Source organism: Paractinoplanes polyasparticus (genome assembly GCF_019710575.1).
Taxonomy (GTDB): Bacteria; Actinomycetota; Actinomycetes; order Mycobacteriales; family Micromonosporaceae; genus Actinoplanes; species Actinoplanes polyasparticus.
The window spans coordinates 68,429-85,117 of sequence record NZ_JAHWFK010000052.1 but is presented as its reverse complement, the minus strand read 5'-3'; the positions used below and the strand labels follow the sequence as shown (position 1 = coordinate 85,117).

General features: G+C 70.4%; 14 protein-coding genes. 10 read left to right on the top strand and 4 right to left on the bottom strand.

Annotated features, from left to right (window positions below; genetic code table 11):
- Positions 1 to 278 precede the first annotated feature (278 nt).
- Genes KXC43_RS41155 through KXC43_RS41145 form a run of 3 tightly spaced genes read left to right on the top strand, consistent with a single transcriptional unit; the run spans position 279 to position 1,981 of the window.
- Complete coding sequence (locus KXC43_RS41155) at positions 279 to 1,277, top strand: RNA polymerase subunit sigma-70 (RefSeq protein WP_221381687.1); 999 nt, start codon at positions 279 to 281, stop codon at positions 1,275 to 1,277.
- 4 nt (positions 1,278 to 1,281) lie between these two features.
- Positions 1,282 to 1,518: a hypothetical protein gene (locus KXC43_RS41150; protein ID WP_221381686.1), complete on the top strand. Its 237-nt coding sequence runs from the start codon at positions 1,282 to 1,284 to the stop codon at positions 1,516 to 1,518.
- 13 nt (positions 1,519 to 1,531) lie between these two features.
- The gene (locus tag KXC43_RS41145; RefSeq protein WP_221381685.1) at positions 1,532 to 1,981 is read left to right on the top strand and encodes a DUF6069 family protein; all 450 of its coding nucleotides are present in this window, start codon (positions 1,532 to 1,534) and stop codon (positions 1,979 to 1,981) included.
- A gap of 71 nt (positions 1,982 to 2,052) precedes the next feature.
- Here the strand turns inward: KXC43_RS41145 and KXC43_RS41140 are convergent, their stop codons facing one another.
- Positions 2,053 to 2,949 carry an NAD-dependent epimerase/dehydratase family protein gene (locus KXC43_RS41140; protein ID WP_221381684.1) on the bottom strand — a complete coding sequence of 299 codons (897 nt, stop codon included), beginning with the start codon at positions 2,947 to 2,949 and terminating at the stop codon, positions 2,053 to 2,055.
- 171 nt (positions 2,950 to 3,120) lie between these two features.
- On the bottom strand, positions 3,121 to 5,256 hold the full coding sequence (locus KXC43_RS41135) for a cellulose binding domain-containing protein (protein ID WP_221381683.1): 2,136 nt from the start codon (positions 5,254 to 5,256) through the stop codon (positions 3,121 to 3,123).
- A gap of 110 nt (positions 5,257 to 5,366) precedes the next feature.
- Here KXC43_RS41135 and KXC43_RS41130 point away from each other — a divergent pair, with 110 nt between their 5' ends.
- The 5 genes from KXC43_RS41130 (at position 5,367) to glgX (ending at position 13,648) form a co-directional block, all read left to right on the top strand.
- A complete protein-coding gene (locus KXC43_RS41130; RefSeq protein ID WP_221381682.1) occupies positions 5,367 to 6,941 on the top strand; it encodes an MFS transporter in 1,575 nt (524 codons plus the stop codon).
- Between the two features lie 93 nt (positions 6,942 to 7,034).
- A complete protein-coding gene (locus KXC43_RS41125; RefSeq protein WP_221381681.1) occupies positions 7,035 to 8,465 on the top strand; it encodes an Nramp family divalent metal transporter in 1,431 nt (476 codons plus the stop codon).
- A 34-nt stretch (positions 8,466 to 8,499) separates the two neighbouring features.
- Positions 8,500 to 10,470 (top strand): SDR family oxidoreductase, encoded by a 1,971-nt coding sequence (locus KXC43_RS52985; protein WP_221381680.1) that lies wholly within the window; start codon positions 8,500 to 8,502, stop codon positions 10,468 to 10,470.
- A gap of 105 nt (positions 10,471 to 10,575) precedes the next feature.
- Complete coding sequence (locus tag KXC43_RS41115) at positions 10,576 to 11,469, top strand: DUF6910 family protein (RefSeq protein WP_221381679.1); 894 nt, start codon at positions 10,576 to 10,578, stop codon at positions 11,467 to 11,469.
- 73 nt (positions 11,470 to 11,542) lie between these two features.
- Positions 11,543 to 13,648, top strand: a complete 2,106-nt coding sequence (gene glgX, locus KXC43_RS41110) for a glycogen debranching protein GlgX (RefSeq protein ID WP_221381678.1) — start codon at positions 11,543 to 11,545, stop codon at positions 13,646 to 13,648.
- 1 nt (position 13,649) lies between these two features.
- Here glgX and KXC43_RS52980 read toward each other — a convergent pair whose 3' ends face one another.
- Both KXC43_RS52980 and KXC43_RS52975 read right to left on the bottom strand, forming a co-directional pair.
- Positions 13,650 to 13,928 carry a universal stress protein gene (locus KXC43_RS52980; RefSeq protein WP_308129494.1) on the bottom strand — a complete coding sequence of 93 codons (279 nt, stop codon included), beginning with the start codon at positions 13,926 to 13,928 and terminating at the stop codon, positions 13,650 to 13,652.
- Positions 13,925 to 14,092: a hypothetical protein gene (locus KXC43_RS52975; RefSeq protein WP_221381676.1), complete on the bottom strand. Its 168-nt coding sequence runs from the start codon at positions 14,090 to 14,092 to the stop codon at positions 13,925 to 13,927. Before KXC43_RS52975 ends, KXC43_RS52980 begins: the two co-directional genes overlap by 4 nt.
- Before the next feature lie 10 nt (positions 14,093 to 14,102).
- Between KXC43_RS52975 and KXC43_RS41095 the strand changes: the two genes are divergently transcribed.
- The gene (locus tag KXC43_RS41095; RefSeq protein ID WP_221381721.1) at positions 14,103 to 14,270 is read left to right on the top strand and encodes a universal stress protein; all 168 of its coding nucleotides are present in this window, start codon (positions 14,103 to 14,105) and stop codon (positions 14,268 to 14,270) included.
- Positions 14,271 to 14,404: 134 nt separating this feature from the next.
- On the top strand, positions 14,405 to 16,618 hold the full coding sequence (locus tag KXC43_RS41090) for a M4 family metallopeptidase (protein ID WP_308129491.1): 2,214 nt from the start codon (positions 14,405 to 14,407) through the stop codon (positions 16,616 to 16,618).
- The last annotated feature ends 71 nt before the right edge of the window (positions 16,619 to 16,689 follow it).

Genomic DNA, 16,689 nt, shown 5'->3' with positions numbered 1-16,689 from the left:
CCCGTGTTCTCCCGCGCCGGTGGGGACAGGCTCGGCGGGGATGGCAGCGACGATGCGTTGTCATGTGTGGCGCGCCGCCTGGTGAAACGGAGGGGCCGACGGCCGCAGGTCGCCACCGCGGAGAACAGGCCGGGCCGGTACTTCGGCGGGCCGGCGGACGTGACCGCGGGTAGTGCTGCCGTGCTGGGACGGCCACGGAGACGAGGCCCGGTGATGAGTTGTGGCGTCCGCACCCGTCATAACTACGACGGAACGCGATGAGGCGGAAGGATGACGTGATGAGTGCGGACACGCGGCTGGAGGAGCTGGGCGTGAACGGTCTGGGTGAGGTCGACGAGCCGGCGTTTTCGGGGCTGGCGGAGCGGCACCGGCGGGAGCTGCATGTGCACTGTTACCGCATGCTCGGGTCGTTCGAGGACGCCGAGGACACTGTGCAGGAGACGTTTCTCCGGGCGTGGCGGCGGCGCGAGACCTTTGCGGGGCGGTCGACGTTCCGGGCCTGGCTGTACCGGATCGCTACCAACGCGTGTCTTGACCTGTTGGCCAAGGTTCGGCCGGAGCCGGCTACCGGTGGCGAGGTGCGGTGGCTGCAGCCCTATCCGGACAGACTGCTCGACGAGTTGCCCGCGGGGGACGCGGACGAGCCGGAAGCCGTTGCCGTCGCGCGGGAGACCATCGAGCTGGCCTACCTGGTTGCCGTCCAGCACCTTGCGCCGCGGCCGCGGGCTGTCCTGATTCTGCGGGACGTGCTCGGGTGGCCGGCGAAGGATGTCGCGGAGCTTCTGGGGGACTCCGTCAATTCGGTGAACAGCGCGCTGCAGCGGGCCCGGGCCGGCATGCGGGAGCACCTGCCCGCCCAGCGGCAGGACTGGACCGGTGGCGAGGGGGACGCGGGCACGCGCGAGCTGGTGCGGCGCTACACCGAGGCCAGCGTGGCCACGGACATCGACGTGCTCACCACCCTGGTGCGGGACGACGTTCGTACGTCCATGCCGCCCACGCCGGGGCTGTATGTCGGGCGCGACATGGTGGTGAACTACTGGATCGAGAGCGGCTTCGAGGGCATGACGGGGCTGCGCGCGGTCCCGACCGCCGTGAACCGGCAGCCCGCCATCGGCTACTACCACTGGCGGAAACGGGAGGGCGCGTACCTGCCGTTGACGATCGACGTCCTGCGCGTCAGCGGCGGAAAGATCGCCGAGATCACCACCTTTCACAGCGACCAGTTCCCGCGGCTCGGGCTGCCGGAGCAGCTGCCGGCGGACGGCACGGAGTAGTCCGGTGCGAACGCTCGCGCTGCGTGGTGGCGAGCGGGTCGCGGTGGACGCAGCGGAATGGCACGACGCGTTCGCCGTTGTCGCCTGCGGGCGGGTGCAACTGGAGTTGCGCGACGGCGAGCCCGGGCCTGTCCTCGGCCGGGATGCCGGGTTCTGGCTGCGCGGCACCGGCGTACGTGCCTTGCGGAACCCCGGTCGTCGCACGGCGCGCGTACGCATCGTCACCCCCAAGATCAAATGATGGAGGAAACGATATGAAAACCCTGGATGACACCGATATCGCCGCAGCTTCGGGTCGAACCGGCCGCAATCACCGGTTCCGCGGACTCGCAGGCCGGGGCCTCGTCGCCACGGTGGCGGCGGTGGCGGCCACCAGCCTCGCCGCCGCGCTCGCCCGGGCCGGCGGCGTCGCCTTCGAGGTCCCCGACGGTGGCGCGACGATCCCGTTGTCCGGGATCGCCGTGGTGACCGGCTTCTTCTCGATCGTGGGCGTCGTCATCGCCGTCGCTCTTCTTCGGTGGAGCGCCCAACCGGCTCGGCGATTCGTGTGGACGACGGTGTCGCTGACCGCCGTCTCGTTGATTCCGCCCCTTCTCTCGGGGGCAGACACCGCCTGCGTCGTGGCCCTCATCGCGCTGCATCTGATTCCCGCGGCGGTGATGATTTCCACCCTGGCTCGGAGTCTGTCCGGCCGGACCGATTGACACGCGGCGCAGGGCTGGGAAGGCGGTCGGCCGCAGCGGACCGGCAGCGGCGTGGCCGGCCAGGCTGGGGCTTACGGGCTCACGACCTGGTAGGAGCCGGAGCGCACGTCGTCCAGCAGGGCGGGACCGCTGGAGCTCCACCCGAAGGTGTTGCGCGCCTTCCGGGAGGTGATGCGCGCCGAGGATCGAAGCAGCGCGGCCATCGGCCCCATGGCGCTCTCGGCCTGTTCGGCGGTGATCGAGGTCGCGGTGGTTCCGGTCAGTTCCGCGATCGCCTCGGCAAGGTCGCGGAAAGTGAACGGCTGCGGTCCGGCCGCGTTGTAGATACCCGCGACCGGGAGCTCCAGGGCCGTCAGGTACAGGCGGGCAAGATCGTCCACGTGCACCGGGGTCCACTCGTTGTCGCCGGCGCCGACGTAGGTGGCAGCGCCCGACTGGGCCGCGGCGCTGATCAGACTGGTCAGCAGCAGGCTGCCGCCTCGGCCGTAGACCAGACCGGCGCGGATGATGATGCCGTTGAGGCCCGCAGCGTGGCCCACCACGCGCTCGCCGACGAGCTTGAACGGCTGCAGGCCCGGCTCGGGCAGTTCCGCGTCCTCGTCGCGGGAATGGGCGGGGTCGAGCCCGTAGACCAGGTTGGTGCTCGTGTAGAGGAAGGGCTTGCCCGTGTCCGCCTTTCCCGCACCACGTGTCAAAGCCTCCACCGCAGCGGCTTCTGCCGCGACCGCTTCCTCGCCACCGAAATAGTCGACTGCGGCGTGCACCACGGCATCGGCTTGCGCCGCAGCCGTTTCCAGCAGCGCGGTGTCGGTCAGGCTGCCGAGCAGAGGACGCGCGCCCGCCTGCGTCGCTTTCGCTGCTGATTCCGGGGACCGGGTCAGCGCCACTACTTCGTGGCCTGCTGCAACCAGGTGTTCGACCAACACCGAGCCCAGGTAGCCGGTGCCGCCAGTGATCAGGATCTGCATGTTCTCTCCGGAGCCGAGCCGACAATGAAACGGATGAGCTATCCGCTTGCCGACCCTAGCATGAAACGGATGACTCATCCGTTTCGGCGGCCTGAAGGCACGACACGCTGGAGCGAAACGGAATGGAGCCGGGCCCGGGTGCGACGCGCCGGGGCCCGGGTCGTGGCGGTCCTACACGCTCGTACAGACGGTGCCGTTGAGGGTGAAGACCTGGGGGAGTGCGTTGGGCCCGCTGTAGGAGCCGACGAAACCGGCCGAGACGGTGGCCCCGGCGGCCAGCGTGGCGTCGCTGGTCACCCGGACGGTGCGGCCGGTCTGTTCCCACGTGGCGCTCCAGCCGCTGCTCACGGTCTGCCAGGTGGTGGGCCAGGTGAAGGCGAGGGTCCAGCCGTTGACCGGAGCCGCCGCGTTGTTGGTGATGTCGATCGAGCCGACGAAGCCGTTGCCCCAGTCGTTGGTGTCGCGCAGTTTCACCGTGCAGGCCGAGGTGGCGGGGGTGCCGGTGGTGAACGTCAGCGGCGGCGAGGACGGTGAGAGGCGTCCGGCGGTGTCGCGGCCGAGCACGTTGACCGTGTAGCGGCGGCCCGGCTCGAGGTTGCGTACGGTCAGCGACGTGCCGGTGGTCTCGCCGAGCAGCTCGCTGACGCCGCCGTTCTGGCGGTACACCTCGTACTTGAGCCCGGCGGGACCGGCCGGCCACGAGATCGTCGCGGTCCGGTCTGTCGTCGTGGCCGAAGGTTTCGCGGGCGCCGCCGGCACGGCCGCGTCGGTGCGGGCCGGGTGCAGGGTCAGCAGCGTTATCGAGTACGGGGCCAGGGTCTGCGTTCCGGCGGTGCCGGCCGCCGCGGTGGTCACCCCGTCGTCGCCGTTGGCGAAGGTGGACACCGACGGGGTGGCCGCGGCCGGCGTGAAGCCGTGGTAGTTCAGCTTCACCGTGCGTGGCTCCGCCTCGTCCTTGTTGATCAGCAGGACCGCGACGTCGCCGTTGGCCCGGCGGACGGCGTGGGTGCTGACCGAAGCGTCGTCCGTGCCCGTGCCGACGAACCGGTCACCCGTACGGGCGAAGTCGCCCATCAGTGACAACGCGTGGTACGGCGCGAACGGCGTGTTCAGCGGCGGCTGGCACACCGAGCCGTCGGCGTTGCAGTTGCCGCTGGAGAGCAGGCCGTAGTCGTCGTAGTCGGTCTCTCCGGCCACGGTGGAGACGTCGCCGAGGCCGTTGTGGACGTTCCACCAGTGCACGGTGAAGACGCCCTGGGCGAGCAGGCCGCTGTAGACGTCGGCCAGGAACAGCGCGCCGGGCTGGGTGTTGCGGCCGATCTCGACGTTGGTCTCGGTCATGCTGATGCCTATGCGGCCCGCGGGCTGACCGCCGTACCGGTCAATTTGTTGCCTGAGGAGGTTGACGGCCTCCGGGATGTGGCTCGACTTGGTGAGGGTCTCGGCCGGTGTGCTGCCGCCGGGATACCAGTGGACGTCGGCGAAGTCGATGACCGAGCCGGCCCGGGTGAGCACCTCCTGGTTCCAGCTGCTCTCGTCGCCGGCGCCCACGATGCCGTCGGGCCAGTTGCCGGGCATGGTCAGCACCGCGCCGATCTTGATGCTCGGATCAACGGCCTTCATGGCTTGCGCGTACGCGATGACGGTCGCCGCGTACTCCTTCGGGCTCTTGTCGGCGTGCTCGTCGGCCTCCCACGCCGAGCCGTAGTGCCCGTTGCCGTAGTTCTCGTTGCCGATCGTCCAGTACTTGGCGTCGTAACCCTTGGTGATGTTGGCGTACCGCACCCAGTCGGCCGCCTCCTGCGCGGTGCCGGTGCCGTAGTTCGCGATGATCATCGGCTGGGCGCCGGTGGCCCGCGCGCCCGCCATGAAGGTGTCGAAGTCGGTGTTCGGCGCGACGTAGCCGCCGGGCGCGCTGTGGTCGCGCCAGTGGTAGATGTCGGCGTAGGAGCCGCCGGGGTAGCGCACCATCTGCACTCCGGCGTCCTGCAGCAGGCCGGAGACGGCGGGCGGGCCGAGCTGGGAGTCCCAGATGGCGTGGTTGACGCCGAGCGCGACGTCGCCGACGGTGGCGAGCCCGGCCCGTACGTCGACGTCGACCCTGGTCTCGGCCGGGGCGGCGGCTCCGGCGGCCCGGGCGGCGGCTCCGGCGGCCGGTGGCGCCGCGGCGGTCGTGGCGGCGGCGAGCAGAAGCGCGCCCGTCAGCAGCCTGTGGATAACTCGGGCCCGTCGCTTGACAAGCGGGTAACGTGGGCCCGCCCCCTGGTCGGGCGGGGTGGGGGTCGTTGGGGGACGCGGAACGCTCATGGGGGATCTCCACGAAGGACGTCGGGCTGGGAGCGCTCCCATCGTCCGTTCATCCAGCGATGGATGTCAATTGACCTTTAGGGCTGCCCTGGCGGGGGTAGTCGGGCTGCATGACTGCCGCGCCCTCCGCGTGGGCGCCGCTGCGCATCGCCGCCTACCGGAACCTGTGGCTGGCCCTGCTGGCCAGCAACATCGGCACCTGGATGCAGACCGTGGGAGCGCAGTGGCTCCTGGTCGAGCAGTCCGGTTCGGACACGCTGGTGGCGATCGTGCAGACCGCCAGCACCCTGCCCATCGTCCTGCTCGCCCTGCCCTCCGGGGCGCTCGCCGACACCCTCGACCGCCGGCGGCTGCTGATCGCCGTCCAAAGCTTCCTGGTCGCCGTGGGTCTGCTTCTGACGTCGCTGACCCTCACCGGGCACATGCCACCGGCGCTGCTGCTCACCCTGACCTTCGCCCTCGGCGCGGGCCAGGCGCTGACCGCCCCGGCCTGGCAGGCCCTCATCCCCGACCTCGTGCCGCGCCCGCAGCTGGCCAACGCCTCCGCGCTCGGCGCGATCAGCATGAATCTCGCCCGCGCGGTCGGCCCCGCGGTGGCCGGCGTCCTCATCGCCCGCACCGGGGCCGGCGTCGTGTTCGCCCTCAACGCCGCCACGTTCGCCCTGTTCACGTTTGTCCTGTGGCGGTGGCGCCCGCCGCTCGTGACAACCGCCGCCGCGCCCGAGCGTTTCGCCGCGGCGGTGCGGGCCGGTGGCCGGTACGTGCGGCACTCGCCCGTGGTGCGGCGCATCCTGCTGCGCGCGACGTTGTTCCTCGTGCCCGGCAGCGCGCTGTGGGCGCTGCTTCCGCTGATCGCCGGCCGCCGGCTGGGCCTGGGTTCCGGCGGGTACGGGGTGCTGCTGGCCGCCGTGGGCGTCGGTGCTGTGGCTGGGGCCCTGTTGTTGCCCCGAATGCGCGCCCGCTGGTCGGTGACCAGGCTGCTGCTGGTGGCCGGCATCCTGTTCACCGCGGTGCTCGCCGTCCTCGGGCTGGTGCGCTCGGAGGCCGCCGTCGTGCTCGCCCTGCTGCCGGCCGGGGTCGCCTGGGTGATGGTGCTGTCCAGCGTGAACGCCGCCATGCAGCTGTTCCTGCCCAACTGGGTGCGGGCGCGTGGGCTCGCCGTCTACCAGATGGTGTTCGCCGGGGCCCAGGCCGCCGGCGCGCTGGCCTGGGGCGCCCTGTCCGACACGTTGGGGCTGGTCGCGGCGCACCTGGCGGCGGCCGTGCTGATGGCGGCCGGGGTGCTCACCCTGCGCTGGTGGCCGATGCTGGACACGGCCGGCATGAACCGCGAGCCGGCTTCGTACTGGCCGGAGCCGCACCTCGAGCTCGACCCCGACGATCACGAAGGCCCGGTGCTGGTCACCGTCACGTATCCCGTCCGGCCCGAGAACGAGCGGGAGTTCGCCGACGCGATGAGGGCGGTCCGCCGCAGCCGGCTGCGCACCGGCGCGGTGCAGTGGGGACTGTTCCGCCACGGCGAGGAGCCGGGCTGTTTCGTCGAGGCCTATCTCGTACCGACCTGGGACGAGCACGAACGCCAGCACACGGGCCGGCTCACCGGCGCCGACCGGGAGGCCGAGGAAAGGGCCTTGGCGCTGGCTGACGGCCCGCCCCGGGCTTCGCACCTGCTGTCCGCGGAGTGACCCCGGCCCGGCCGGTTGCCGACCAGGATCACTGTGACCCTTGACACATCGGGGTGATCGCAGAAGGGTTGGAACCCCGATCGAGGAGCTGCTGTGGCGACTTCCGACGATGTGAGCAAGGTGGCACGGGCCTTTCCTACCCGTTATCTGCCCGGTCCCGAGATCCGTGACATGCCCGACGAGCCGAGCGGCTACCGGCGGCTCATCGGCCCCGGCATCATCGCCGCCGGGGTCGGGCTGGCCTCGGGCGAGTTCGTCCTCTTCCCCTACATCGCCTCGCAGGTGGGGCTGGTGTTCGTGTGGGCCGCGCTGGTCGGCCTGATCACCCAGTACTTCATCAACATGGAGATCGAGCGGTACACGCTGGCCACCGGCGAGACCGCGCTGACCGGGTTCAGCCGCTACTGGCGGCACTGGGGGCTGTTCTTCGCGATCCTCACGTACTTCGCGAACCTCTGGCCGGGCTGGGTCACCAGTTCGGCCAGCCTCACCACGTACATCTTCGGCGGCAACCGCACGGTGATCGCCGTCTGCATGCTCGTCGTGATCGGCCTGATTCTCACCCTGGCCCCGGTCGTCTACGTGGCGCTCGAGAAGGCGCAGATGATCAAGGTGGCGGCGGTGCTCACGTTCTTCGTGATCGCGGCGATCTTCGCGATCGGCGCTGACGCCTGGAGCGACCTCCCGCAGGTGGTCACCCGGCCTCGGCTGCCGATCGACGAGCTCGGCTTCGCGCTGCTGCTGGGCGCGCTGGCCTTCGCGGGCGCCGGCGGCGGGCAGAATCTGGTGCAGTCCAACTGGATCCGCGACAAGGGCTTCGGCATGGGAAAGTACGTGCCCCGGCTGGTCAGCCCGATCACCGGCCAGCCCGAGGCGGCGCCGAGCACCGGGTACGCGTTCGAGCCGACCCCCGAGAACCTGCGGCGCTGGCGGGGCTGGTGGCGGTTCGCCAACATCGAGCAGCTCAGCACGTTCGTGGCCATCACCTTCGTGACGATCCTGTTCACCTCGCTGCTGGCCTACTCCACCGTCTTCGGCCGCGACGGGCTGGAGAACAGCATCGGCTTCCTCGAGATCGAGGGTCAGGTGCTGGCCGACCGGGTCGGCTCGTGGTTCCAGTACCTGTTCTGGATCATCGGCGCGTTCTCGCTCTTCGCGGCGGCGCTCGGCATCGTGGACTACACGAGCCGGCTGGCGGCGGACGTCATCAAGACCTCGTACGCCCGCAACGCCAACGAGAGCAAGGTGTACGCCGGTCTGGTGTGGGGCCTGGTGGCGATCGGTATCGTGGTGCTTCTGAGCGGGTTCAGCCAGCCGATCGTCCTGCTGGTGATCTCGGCGGTGGTCGGCGGCTTCATGATGTTCATCTACTCCGGCCTGCTGATCCTCATCAACCGCCGGATCCTGCCCGAGCCCATCCGCATCCGGGGCGTCCGCCTGGCCGCGCTGGTGTGGGCGTTCCTCCTGTTCGGCGTGCTGTCCATCCTCACCTTCCAGGACCGCATCGGTGAGCTCTTCAAATAGTTAGAACGGCTCGGCGACGGGTACGGGCCACGACATGCCCCAACCCGTCGCCGAACAGGTCGTCGTCATCACCGGTGCCTCGAGCGGAATCGGGCGGGCCACGGCCCTCGCCTTCGCCGCGGCCGGCGCCAGGGTCGTCTGCGCGGCCCGGTCGGCCGAGGCGCTCGGCACGCTCGTCGAGCAGATCCGCGCCGGCGGTGGCCTGGCCGTGGCCACGCCGACCGATGTGGCCGACCCGGCCCAGGTGCGGGCGCTGGCTGACCTGGCCGAGCAGACCTACGGCCGCATCGACACCTGGGTCAACAACGCAGCCGTCGGCGTGTGGGGGCGTGTCGAGGATGTCACCGACGAGGAGTTCGACCGGGTGCTGCGGGTCAACTTCCTCGGCTCGGTGCACGGCGTACACGCGGCCCTGCCCGCGCTGCGCCGCGCCGGGGGCGGCACGATCCTCGGCGTCGTGTCGGCCGAAGGCGCCCGCGCCGTCCCGCTCCAGGGGCCCTACACGGCCAGCAAGTTCGCGCTGCGCGCCTTCTACGACACGGTACGGATGGAGCTCGCCCAGGAGGGCGCGCCGATCCGGGTCACCTCGATCCTCCCGGCGTCGATCGCCACCCCCTTCTTCGAGCACGCCCGCAGCAAGCTCGGGGTCATGGCCAAGCCGCCACCGCCGGTCTACGCCCCCGAGGTCGTCGCGCGCAGCATCGTCTACGCGGCCGGTCACCCGCGCCGCGAGATCCTGGTCGGCGGGGCCGCCGCGGCTTTCGCGCTGGCTCAGCGGCTCTCCCCGGCGCTCACCGACGCGGTGCTGTCGATCCGCCGGCTGGGCGCGGGCTCGCAGCGCACCGACCGCCCGGACAACGGCGTGGACAACCTCGACGCCCCGCTCGGCGGACCGGGCCGGATCTGGGGCGCCTTCCCGGGGCGCGTGCTCCGCAGCAGCCCGTTCACCGCGCTGATCGGCCACCTTCCGCGCCCGGCGGAGCTCCTGACGTCGCTGGTGCGCCGGATTCAAGCCGTACCGGAGGAGGCCCGGGCCGAGGGGAAAGGGACCGGGCCCGAACAGTGGAATGAGAGGTCGGTGCGCCCGGTGGATCGGCCCGCTCAGCGGGTATGGCTTGGATCGGCACCTTCGACGAGCACGAGGAGAACTATGAGTTCCGCAGTCCCGACCATCTCGCTCAACGACGGCCGCACCATCCCGCAGCTGGGCTTCGGTGTCTTTCAGGTGCCGCCGGAGGAGACCCGCTCGGCGGTCGAGACGGCCATCGAGATCGGCTATCGGCACATCGACACCGCCCAGATGTACGGCAACGAGGCCGGCGTGGGCGAAGCCGTGAACAACTCCGGCCTCGACCGCAGTGAGTTCTTCATCACCAGCAAGCTCAACAACGGCTTCCACGAGCCCGACGACGCCCGCGAGGCGTTCGACGACACCCTCAAGGCGCTCGGCACCGACTACGTCGACCTGTTCCTGATCCACTGGCCGATGCCCGCCAGCTACGGCGGTGACTTCGTGCAGACCTGGAACACCCTCGAGGAGTTCTACCGCGAGGGCCGGGCCCGCTCGATCGGCGTCTCGAACTTCACCCAGCACCACCTGGGCCGGCTGCGCGCCGAGACCCAGGTCCGCCCGGCGGTCAACCAGATCGAGGTGCATCCGTACCTGACCAACGACGCCCTGCGTGCGTACAACACCGACAACGAGATCGCGACGGAGGCGTACTCCCCGATCGCCCAGGGCGAGGTCCTCAGCGACCCGGTGATCACCGAGATCGCTCGCCAGGTCGGCAAGAGCCCGGCGCAGGTCGTTCTGCGCTGGCACATCCAGCGCGGCGACATCATCTTCCCGAAGTCGAAGACGGCCGAACGGGTCCGCGAGAACTTCGAGATCTTCGACTTCGAGCTCGACGGCGGCGCGATGGGCAGCATCACCGCCCTCGACCGCGGCGAGAAGGGACGCACGGGAGCGAACCCCGACACCATGAACTACGGCGCCAAGAGCTGACCAACCCCGGCCCGGGTCAGCCGACCAAGCCGTGAATGGCCGGACCCGCTCGAACCGCCGGGCGGTCGGCCACACGGCGGGCGGGTCGTGGATGACAATGCCCTCATGCGGGTGCGCGTGGAGCAGGTGTCGTCGCTGACCTTCGACGACGGGACGCCGGTGCGGGCGGCGTCGGCGGTCGCTCCCTTCGGGGACGGGTGGCTGGTCGTCCAGGACGACGCGACGCACGCGGCGTGGGTTCGCGCGGGCTCGGTAACTCCGGTCCGCGTCGTCGCCCCGGTCGACGGCGTCGAGGTGTTCAGCTCGGCCGCGGGCACCAAGCACCTGAAACCGGACTTCGAGGCGGCCTGTCCGCTGCCTTCCGGCGGCGTCCTGCTGCTCGGCTCGGGCTCGACGGCCGCGCGGACGCGCGTCGCGCTGGTCAGCCCGGGGGAGACGGTGGTGGCCGACCTGCCCGCGCTCTACGCGGCCGTCGCGGCCCGGCTCGGCCTGACCGCCGACCTGCTCAACCTGGAAGGCGCGTGCCTCGTCGGCGACCGCCTGCGGTGGTTCCAGCGGGGCAACTCCGCGGCCGGGGTGCCGAGCGCTTCCGTCGACGTGGACCTCGCCGCCCTGCTGCGGGCCATGACGGACGGTCCGGACGACCGGATCGACGTCTCCGGCGTACGCCGGTACGAGCTCGGGACCGTCGGCGGCGTGGCCCTGGCGGTCACCGACGCGGTGGCCCTGCCGGACGGAAAAGTGCTGGTCAGCGCCGCTGCCGAGGACACGCCGAACCCGGTCGACGACGGGCCGGTCGTGGGGGCGGCGCTGGCGCTTATCGACGACCGGACCGTCGTGGCGGTGGCCGGGCTGCCGGCGGACGGCGGCGTCGCGCCCAAGGTCGAGGGGCTGGCCGTCCGCGGCACGACCCCGGACGGCGTGCGGTTGCTGGCGGTTGTCGACGTGGACGACCCGATCGTCCCGTCCCAGGCGCTCGAGATCACCCTGGAGTGGTGAAGGACTCGGTCTGATCCGGCTGGAACTGGGTAAACGCGTCTGTCCGACCCTGAGAGAGACGAGTAGCCGCACCATGATGATCTGGCCTGGTTCGCCGTACCCGCTCGGTGCCACCTACGACGGTGGCGGCACGAACTTCGCCCTCTTCTCGGAAGTCGCCGAGCGCGTCGAGCTGTGCCTGTTCGACGACGACGGCACCGAGACGCGCATCGACCTGCCCGAGCGGGAGGCGATGGTGTGGCACGGCTTTCTGCCGCGGATCGTGCCGGGGCAGCGCTACGGCTACCGCGTGCACGGTCCCTACGACCCGGCCGCCGGGTTGCGCTGCAATCCCAGCAAGCTGTTGCTCGACCCGTACGCGAAGGCCATCGAGGGACACAACGACTGGAACGAGGCGTTGTTCTCGTACCGGTTCGGCGACCCCGACGCCTACAACGACGACGACTCCGCCCCGTACGCGATGAGATCGGTGGTCGTGAACCCGTACTTCGACTGGGCCAACGACCGGCCGCTGCGCATCCCGTTCCACCAGACGGTCATCTACGAGGCGCACGTCAAGGGCATGACCGAGCGCAACCCGCGGATCCCCGAGGACGTCCGGGGCACCTACTCCGGCCTGGCGCATCCGGCCATGATCAAGCACTTCCGGGAGCTGGGCGTCACGGCGGTCGAACTGATGCCGGTGCACCAGTTCGTGCACGACAGCAACCTGGTCGAGCGCGGCCTGCGCAACTACTGGGGCTACAACACCATCGGCTTCTTCGCGCCGCACAACGACTACGCGTCCTTCGGTGGCCGGGGCGGGCAGGTGCAGGAGTTCAAGTCGATGGTCAAGGCGCTGCACGCGGCGGGCATCGAGGTGATCCTCGACGTGGTCTACAACCACACCGCCGAGGGCAACCACATGGGTCCCACGCTGTCGTTCAAGGGCATCGACAACCCGGCGTACTACCGGCTCGTCAACGACGACAAGCAGTACTACTACGACACCACCGGCACCGGGAACAGCCTCAACGTGCGCCACCACGAGTCGCTGCGGCTCATCATGGACTCGCTGCGCTACTGGGTCACCGAGATGCACGTCGACGGTTTCCGGTTCGACCTGGCCTCTTCACTGGCCCGCGACTTCCACGAGGTGAACCGGCTGGCCGCGTTCTTCGACCTGGTCAACCAGGACCCGGTCGTCTCGCAGGTCAAGCTGATCGCCGAGCCGTGGGACGTGGGCGACGGCGGCTACCAGGTCGGCGGCTTCCCGCCGTTGTGGACCGAGTGGAACGGCAAGTACCGCGACAGCGTGCGGGACTTCTGGCGCGGCGAACCGGCCTCGCTGGGTGAGTTCGCGTCCCGGTTCGCGGGCAGTTCCGACCTGTACGAGATCGACGGGCGGCGGCCGATCGCGTCCATCAACTTCGTGACCGCGCACGACGGCTTCACGCTGAACGACCTGGTCTCGTACAACGAGAAGCACAACGACGCCAACGGTGAGGGCAACCGCGACGGCGAGAGCCACAACCGGTCCTGGAACTCCGGCGTGGAAGGCCCGACCGACGACTCGGAGGTCGTCGCGCTGCGCGAACGGCAGAAGCGCAACTTCCTGGCCACCTTGCTGCTGTCGCAGGGCGTCCCGATGATCGCGCACGGCGACGAGCTCGGCCGCACCCAGGGCGGCAACAACAACGTCTACGCCCAGGACAACGAGATCAGCTGGATCGACTGGGCCGACGCGCGCCACCACGACGTGCAGACCGTCTTCACCCGGCAGCTGACCCGCCTGCGGGCCGAGCATCCGATCTTCCGCCGCCGCCGCTTCTTCACCGGCGCACCGGCCGGCGAGTCGAAGCTGCCCGACATCGCCTGGCTGCGGCTGGACGGCACGCCCATGCGCGACGAGGATTGGGCGCCCGAGGCCTCACGCACGGTGGCGGTGTTCCTCAACGGCCACGGCATCCCCGAGTCGGACGCCCTGGGCGAGGCCATTGTCGACGACTCGTTCCTGACGCTGTTCAACCCGTCGCCCGACGAGGTCGAGTTCACGCTGCCCGACCCGGCCTACGGCCAGGCCTGGGAGATCGCCGTCGACACCGCCGACCCTCTGCTGGCCAACGCCGCCACGATCAAGGCGCAGGAGGGCGTACAGGTGCCCGCCCGCGCCATGCTCGTGCTGCGCTGCCAGTACTGACTCAGCCGTCCGCGTCCGGCCGGGCCACGGGTTCCTGGCCGGGCGCGAACAGGCGGTCCTCGTCCAGGGCCGAGGTCTGCACGACCAGGACGTCGCAGACCGCGTTGCGGACGACCCCGGCCCGCACCGAGCCCAGCAGGGCGCCCTGGCTGGCGCCCGGGCCACGGTTGCCGACGACGATCAGGTTGGCCGGGTTGTTGCCGACCGTGTCGAGCAGGGCCTGGGCCGGGTCGCCGCGCACCACCAGCTGTTCGATGTAGCGGGCACGCTCGCGGGTCAGGCCGGTGACCGACTCAGGGCCTCGCGCGCCACGTCGGCGCCGTGCAGGTCGCGGTGGACGCCCTCGGCGGCCCCTTCCGGCCGGGCGTCGTCGTCGTCGCGGTAGGCCGTCACGACCACCAGGCGGGCCTGAGCGGCCTGCGCGACCTCGGCCGCCCGGTCCACCGCGTACAGGCTGGTCCGGCAGGGCCGCCCCGCCAAGATTCTGATAGACGAGTCCGAGGGCGCCGACCTGCTCGTGGTCGGCCATCGCGGCCACGAGGGCTTCGCCGGGCTGGTGCTCGGCTCGGTCAGTCAGCACGTGGCCGCGTACGCGAAATGCCCGGTGACCGTCGTCCGGTGAACCGCGGGCCTACATAGACGAATCTGAATGGAAACTTAAGTTTTACGTGTGTCGATCCCCCGTGCCGCAGGCAAACGCGACATGATCTCACGTATCGACAGGCATTAATGCCTGTGATCGTGGGGAGGAAACACGTGAGATTTGCTGTCGCGCTGGCCGGCGCTATCGCCCTGGTCAGTGGGAGCCTGGTGGTCACCACCACGAACGCGCAGGCCGCGCCGGCCACACCCGGCTCGTCACTGCTCGACCAGGCCGGTTCGGCGATCAAGAAGTCCGGTCAGGACAGGTACACGGTCTACAGCAGCAAGAAGGGGACTGTCCGCTACACCCGCACCTACGACGGTCTGCGCGTCGCCGGCGGTGACCTGGTCATCCGGACCAAGGCCGACGGCACGTACGCGGGCTCCTCGGTGGGTCTGGTCAAGCCCCTCAGCCTGGGCACCAAGCCGTCGGTCAGCGCCGAGCGGGCGGCGGCCACGGCCAAGGGCGAGTTCGAGGGCTCCATCACCGGCACCGGGAAGCCGGAGCTCTTCGTCGACGCGACCAGCGGCGTCGGCCGGCTGTCGTGGGAGACCGTGATCACCGGGTGGCAGCCGGACAAGCAGACGCCGTCGCGCTTCCACGTGATCTCCGACGCGCTGACCGGGGCCGTCGTCGGCTCGTACGACGAGATCGAGAACGTCGCCGGCACCGGCAACAGCATCTATTCCGGCGCGGTCGCGCTCGAGTCCACGGCGGCCGGATCCTCGTACAACCTGGTCGATCCCACCCGCGGTGGCGGCCTGACCTGCGACATGAACAACCGTACGTCCGGCGCCTGCACCACCTTCGCCGACGCCGACAACACCTGGGGCACCGGCGCCCCCGCCGACCGGCAGTCGGCCGCGGTCGACGCGCACTTCGGCGCCGCGGTGACCTTCGACTACTTCAAGGACGTGCACGGCCGCAACGGCATCTTCGGCGACGGGCGGGGCGTGCCGTCGCGGGTGCACTACGGCAGCAACTACGTGAACGCGTTCTGGGACGGCGCGCAGATGACCTACGGCGACGGCAGCGGCAACGCCAAGCCGCTGGTCGCGCTGGACGTGGCCGGGCACGAGATGGCGCACGGCGTCACCGAGAACGTGGTGCCGGGCGGCCTGACGTACTCCGGCGAGTCCGGCGGCCTGAACGAGGCCACCAGCGACATCTTCGGCAGCATGGTCGAGTTCCACGCGAACAGCGCGGCGGACGCCGGCGACTACGACATCGGCGAGAAGATCGACATCAACGGCAACGGCTCGCCGCTGCGCTACATGTACAACCCGACGCTCGACGGTCGCTCGCACGGCTGCTGGTCGACGAGCACCCGCAGCGTCGACGTGCACTACTCGTCCGGCGTGGCCAACCACTTCTTCTTCAACCTGGCCGAGGGCAGCGGGGCCGGCCCGTACGGCACCTCGCCGGTCTGTGGCACGGCCGACCCCGTGGTCGGCATCGGCAAGGAGAAGGCAGCCAAGATCTGGTTCCGGGCGCTCGACTCGTACTTCGTCTCGAACACCGGCTACGTCAGCACCGCGAGCCCGGGCAACACCGCGCGGGCCTATTCCCTGTCCGCCGCCAGTGACCTGTACGGCTTCTGCAGCGCCGAGTACAAGGCCGTGCAGGCCGCGTGGACCTCAGTGAACGTGGCCGGCGCGGACGAGCAGTGCTCGACGGGCAACGACTTCTCGGTGGCTCTTTCGGCGGCGACCGCTGCCGTCGGCCCCGGCGAATCGGCCACGGTCACGGCGACCACCGCGTTGGTCAACGGCGAGGCGGAGCCGATCACCTTCTCGGCCGGCGCCGCTCCGGCCGGCGTGACCGTCTCGTTCGAGCCGGCCACCGTCACGGCGGGTGAGTCCACCACGATCACAGTCAGCGCTGACGCCACCGCGGCACGGACGAGCGGGGCGATCCGGATCACCGCGGCGGCCCCGTCGATCACCCGGACGCGGGACCTCACGGTCACGGTCAACAGCGGCGCCCGGTGCGCCGCCACCAGCGCCACGGCCGTGCCGATCCCCGACAACACGACGGTGACCAGCACCGTCACGATCGACGGGTGCACCGCCAGGCCGTCGGCGACGAGCGGGGTCGAGGTGCACATCCGGCACACCTACATCGGTGACCTGGTGGTCAGCCTGATCGCTCCCGACGGCACGGCCTACGTCCTGCACAACCGGGCCGAAGGCAGCACCGACAACATCGACCGGACGTACGCGGTCAACCTCGCCGGCGAGACCGCCGACGGCACCTGGACCCTGCGGGTGCAGGACGCCGCCACGGTCGACACCGGCACCCTGACCGGCTGGACCCTCTCGCTGTGACGGACCGCGGTGCCCGCCGTCCGGGCGGGCACCGCTGTCCCCCGTACGCTCCGGACGACGCTCGACCGGCT